The sequence below is a fragment of the Stenotrophomonas sp. PS02297 genome (assembly GCF_029959705.1).
GTDB lineage: Bacteria > Pseudomonadota > Gammaproteobacteria > Xanthomonadales > Xanthomonadaceae > Stenotrophomonas > Stenotrophomonas nitritireducens.
On record NZ_JASCOS010000187.1, the window covers coordinates 1 to 4,483 of the forward strand.

Below are 4,483 nucleotides of genomic sequence, written 5' to 3' on the forward strand. Positions count from 1 at the left end.
GCAGGCGGTAGCCCTGGGCATCGCCGGCCGGGGCGTTGGCGGCCGGGGCGGCCGCCAGCAGCGGCGGCACGGCCAGCAGCAGGCCGGCGCACAGCACCAGCGCCGCGGAAGTCCGCCGGGCGCGGCGGGAAGCGAACATCGTCATGGCAATCCTCTTGGCTGAATCAACGGCCCACGTTAACAAGCTCTGGCGTCCGGCTCCCCTGCCTTTGGTTGGGCCGGGGCCGGCCCGCGATATAATCGCCGGCCCGTCCGAGGGGCGCTGCGACCGCCGTGTGGTGTCCCCCGCAAGGGCTGGGCCGGCACGGCGGCCAGGCTCGGACGGCATCGCATGCAACAACGGCGCCCGGCGAACGCGAGCCCTGCTCGCACCACACCGGAGCTTTACATGAACGCTGTTGCCAAGACCTTCTCCACCGAAGGCGATTACAAGATCCGCGACATCACCCTGGCCGACTGGGGCCGCAAGGAACTGGACATCGCCGAGCACGAGATGCCCGGCCTGATGTCGATCCGCCGCAAGTACGCCGCGGCCAAGCCGCTCAAGGGCGTGCGCGTGACCGGCTCGCTGCACATGACCATCCAGACCGCGGTGCTGATCGAGACGCTCAAGGACATCGGCGGCGACGTGCGCTGGGCCTCGTGCAACATCTTCTCCACCCAGGACCAGGCCGCCGCCGCCATCGCAGCCACCGGCACCCCGGTGTTCGCGTGGAAGGGCGAGACCCTGGAGGAATACTGGGACTGCACGCTGGAAGCGCTGACCTTCAAATCCGCCGACGGCACCCTGCTCGGCCCGGAACTGGTGGTGGACGACGGCGGCGACGTCACCCTGCTGATCCACAAGGGCTACGAGCTGGAAAACGGCAGCGACTGGGTCAACACCGCCTCGGGCTCGCATGAGGAACAGGTCATCAAGAACCTGCTCAAGCGCGTGCACGCCGAGCGCCCCGGCTACTGGACCCGCGTGGTCAAGGACTGGAAGGGCGTCTCCGAGGAGACCACCACCGGCGTGCACCGCCTGTACCAGCTGGCCGAAGCCGGCACCCTGCTGGTCCCGGCGATCAACGTCAACGACTCGGTCACCAAGAGCAAGTTCGACAACCTGTACGGCTGCCGCGAATCGCTGGCCGACGGCCTCAAGCGCGCGATGGACGTGATGCTGGCCGGCAAGGTCGCCGTGGTCTGCGGCTATGGCGACGTCGGCAAGGGCTCGGCGCACTCGCTGCGCGCCTATGGCGCCCGCGTCATCGTCACCGAGATCGACCCGATCTGTGCGCTGCAGGCGGCGATGGAAGGCTTCGAGGTCAACACCATCGAATCCACCCTGGGCCGTGGCGACATCTACGTCACCACCACCGGCAACAAGGACATCATCCGCATCGAGCACCTGAGCGCGATGAAGGACCAGGCCATCGTCTGCAACATCGGCCATTTCGACAACGAGATCCAGGTCGATGCGCTGGTGAAGTTCCCGGGCGTGCAGCACATCAACATCAAGCCGCAGGTGGACAAGTACGTGTTCCCGAACGGCAACGCGATCTTCCTGCTGGCCGAAGGCCGCCTGGTGAACCTGGGCTGCGCCACCGGCCACCCGAGCTTCGTGATGTCGAACAGTTTTGCCAACCAGACCCTGGCGCAGATCGACCTGTGGGCCAACAAGGACAGCTACAAGGCCGACGTCTACCGCCTGCCGAAGAAGCTGGACGAGGAAGTGGCGCGCCTGCACCTGGAAAAGATCGGCGTGAAGCTGACCACCCTGACCCAGGAACAGGCCGACTACCTCGGCGTGCCGGTGGAAGGCCCGTTCAAGCCGGAGCACTACCGCTACTGATCGGCCCGCCGGTCACTGCGTGGAACACAACGACGGGCGCCGCAAGGCGCCCGTCGCGTTTCCTGCGCGGCGTTTCTGTTCGCCACGCGCTCTTGCTACGCTGCGCGCCCCGATCCCGACGCCGTCCGCAAAGACCACGATGAAACCGATGCTCCCGACAATCGCGGCCCTGCTGATGGCGGCCCTGTCCGGTACCGCCCACGCACAGCCGGCGACGCCCGCACACGACAGCTTCGTCATCCAGTCGCAGCGGCTGCAGGAAGCGCGCACCATCAACGTCTACCTGCCGCCCGCCGATGCGGCGCCGGCGCATCCCGTGCTGTACATGCCCGATGGCGGCATCGCCGAGGATTTCCCGCATGTGGCGGCCACGGTCGATGCCGGCATCCGCGCCGGCCGGATCGCGCCGCTGCTGGTGGTCGGCATCGAGAACACCCAGCGCCGCCGCGACATGACCGGCCCGACGGACGTGGACAGCGACCGCCGCATCGCACCGGTGGTCGGCGGCTCGGCCGCGTTCCGCGCCTTCATCGCCGAGGAACTGGTTCCCGAGATCGAGCGCCGTTACCGCACCACGGAATCGCGCGGCATCATCGGCGAATCGCTGGCCGGGCTGTTCATCGTCGAAACCCTGTTCGAGCAGCCGACGCTGTTCGACACCTGGATCGCCTTCAGCCCGAGCCTGTGGTGGAACGACGCAGCGCTCACCCGCGGCGCCAGCGGGCGCCTGCAGGACATGCCCGCACTGAACGAGCGCGTACTGCTGGCCTGGGGCGACGAGGACAACATCGGCCCGCACGCACAGGCGCTGTCGGACACGGTTCAGAGCGCTGCCCTGCCCGGCCTGCACTGGCAGGCCATGCCGCGCCCGGACCTGCGCCACGACACCATCTACACCGCGCTGGAAGCGATGGCGATCGAGCGCATGTATCCAGCGGCACCCGGCGACGGCGATCGCTGATCCATCCCGGAACACCGGCTCGGCTGCCCACCGGAATCCGCCGCGACAGGAAACCCACGACGCACGCATGTCCACGACGATCCACGAAATAGCGCCAACCGACGCCCCGATGGCGCTGCTCCTGCTGGCCGATCCCTCGGAGCGCAAGGTACGCGCCTATCTGTCCACAGCGCGCTGCTTCGCTGCCCTGCTGGACGGCAGCATCGCGGGCGTCTGTGCGGTGGTGCCGCGCATGCAGGGCAGCCATGAGCTGATGAACATCGCCGTCGATCCGGCGCGGCAGCAGCGCGGCATCGGCACGCAGCTGCTGGCCCACGTGATCGATACGTACCGGCGCGAAGGCGCGGCGCGGCTGGAAGTCGGCACCGGCGCCTTCGGCTACCCGCTCGCGTTCTACCAGCGGCACGGCTTCCGCGCATTCCAGGTCGACCGCGATTTCTTCCTGCGCAACTACGACGAAGCGATCATCGAGGACGGCATCCAGCACCGGGACATGCTGCGCCTGGCCATCGACTATCGGCAGGAAGGCTGACCGCGCTTACCGCCAGTTCGCGTTCGCTTCCCAGAACTCCACCGCGCGGCGGTAGGCGTCGCGGTCGATGGGCACGCCCGAGCCGCCCTCCTCCACGCCAAGCGCGTTGCGCATCATGGTGATCGGCGCCATCGGGATTTCCGCCGGCTGCGCGGTGTACAGGCAGCCGACCACGCCCCAGTCGGCATCGATGGGCGCGCCCTCCTTGGCCAGCTGCTCACGGCTGTAGAGGATGACGACCAGGTAATCGGCCACCGGCGGCTCCACGCCTTCGAACCAGCGCACCAGCACCGGCAGCTCCTCGCGCGTGCGCGCCTCGTAGGCCGAGCGCAGCAGGTGGCGGTTGCCGTCGGTGACCGGCACGGTCAGGCAGCGCGTGGACGTCCAGTTGCGGTGCACGTGCAGCCTGCAGAACGGTGCATAGCCATCGAGCACCTGCAGCGGCGCATGGTCGTTGAGATGACGCTCGAACTGCTCGGGCGTGCAGTCGCGGATCGTGTTCGGGCGCGGCGTGCGCGGGAACAGGCGGGTGCGGGCGAAGGGCGTGAGGAAGATGGACATGGGGCAGGCACAGGGGGCAAAGGCAGTACGCATTCTCCGTCATCGAGCCGTCATTCGCGCAGGCGCAGGTCCTGCTCCACGGGGGCCTGCGCCGGGAATACCTCATGCGGAGAGGCATGCAATTCACGACCTTGCCGCTTCGCGATGGCGAGCATGCGAATTTACGGAGGTCACAATGCCAGCCGCTCACGCAACTCGCGCGCCTGCCGGCGCGACACTTCCACCTGGCTGCCGTCCTCGAGGGTGAGGTCGTAGCCATCGGCTACGGACAGCTCCACGCCACGCACCTTGCGCAGATTGACCAACGTATTGCGGTTGGCACGGAAGAAAAGCCCCGATTCCAGCCGCGCCTCCAGCGCCGACAGGCTGCGCGACAGCATCGCGCTCTGGCCGCGGAACCACAGCCGCGCGTAATTGCCATCGACCACGATGCGGCTGATCTCGCCCAGCGCCACGAACCAGCAGCGCTCGCCATCGCGCAGGAACACGGTGTCCTCGGCACCCAGCTTTGCCGGATCGCCGGCCGGGCGCGCGCCAGGAACCACGTCCGCGACCCTGGCGCGCGCCTTGTCCAGCGCGGCATGCAGCCGCGACG

At 68.1% G+C, this 4,483-nt stretch carries 5 protein-coding genes and 1 riboswitch; of the genes, 3 read left to right on the forward strand and 2 right to left on the reverse strand.

Annotated features, from left to right (window positions below; all coding sequences use genetic code 11):
- The first annotated feature begins 248 nt into the window (after positions 1–248).
- Positions 249–355, forward strand: a riboswitch (S-adenosyl-L-homocysteine riboswitch).
- Between the two features lie 33 nt (positions 356–388).
- The 3 genes from ahcY to QMX80_RS18450 all read left to right on the forward strand — a co-directional run bounded on the left by ahcY (position 389) and on the right by QMX80_RS18450 (position 3,327).
- Positions 389–1,834, forward strand: coding sequence for an adenosylhomocysteinase (gene ahcY / locus QMX80_RS18440; RefSeq protein WP_273080740.1), 1,446 nt, complete (start codon positions 389–391; stop codon positions 1,832–1,834).
- A 139-nt stretch (positions 1,835–1,973) separates the two neighbouring features.
- A complete protein-coding gene (locus QMX80_RS18445) occupies positions 1,974–2,795 on the forward strand; it encodes an alpha/beta hydrolase-fold protein (RefSeq protein WP_282278632.1) in 822 nt (273 codons plus the stop codon).
- Positions 2,796–2,862: 67 nt separating this feature from the next.
- Complete coding sequence (locus QMX80_RS18450) at positions 2,863–3,327, forward strand: GNAT family N-acetyltransferase (protein WP_282278634.1); 465 nt, start codon at positions 2,863–2,865, stop codon at positions 3,325–3,327.
- Between the two features lie 6 nt (positions 3,328–3,333).
- On the opposite strand, the gene QMX80_RS18455 is transcribed toward QMX80_RS18450, so the two are convergent.
- Complete coding sequence (locus QMX80_RS18455) at positions 3,334–3,888, reverse strand: DUF3228 family protein (protein ID WP_282278635.1); 555 nt, start codon at positions 3,886–3,888, stop codon at positions 3,334–3,336.
- Between the two features lie 170 nt (positions 3,889–4,058).
- Positions 4,059–4,483: LytTR family DNA-binding domain-containing protein (locus QMX80_RS18460; RefSeq protein WP_282278637.1), on the reverse strand; the 425-nt coding region annotated here is incomplete at its 5' end.